Source organism: Variovorax sp. P2_H12, from assembly GCF_056403395.1.
In genome coordinates, this window is the sequence record NZ_JBFUFO010000215.1 from 1 (window position 1) to 434 (window position 434).

Genomic DNA, 434 nt, shown 5'->3' on the forward strand with positions numbered 1-434 from the left:
TCCGGTGGCTCTAGGGCTCACCGCCTGTTCGTCCACGGCAGGATCCGGCGAGGCCGGCGGTGAACCCAAGGTCACCTCCACTCCCGCCCTGCTGCAGACGGCAGGAATTGCGTACCCGCTCGACGGATACGCGGCGACCTATGAGGAGGAGGTGACCCTGAAGCGTGCCCAGAACATCCTGGTAACCCAGTGCATGGCTGAATTTGGGTTCAAGTACCGAGCTCCCGAGCCGCCCGAAGCCACGAAGTCGGCGCCGAATTCCCGTATATACGGGGTGGTGGACATGGCGACGGCCACACGGTATGGATACAAGGCCCCGGTGGCTTCTGGCAGTGAACCGCAGAAGCAGCAAGTCGATCTCAGTGAAGCGGAGACCATGGTTCTGCGTGGTCCGCGGAACCAGAAACCCGACACGCTGTCGCGCAGCCTGGAAG

Annotated in this window: 1 protein-coding gene; it reads left to right on the plus strand. The window is 63.1% G+C overall.

The genetic code is table 11. From position 1 onward, the window contains the following. The coding region (locus AC1DYK_RS35875; RefSeq protein ID WP_478170598.1) for a hypothetical protein at positions 1-434 on the plus strand (434 nt) is incomplete at both ends.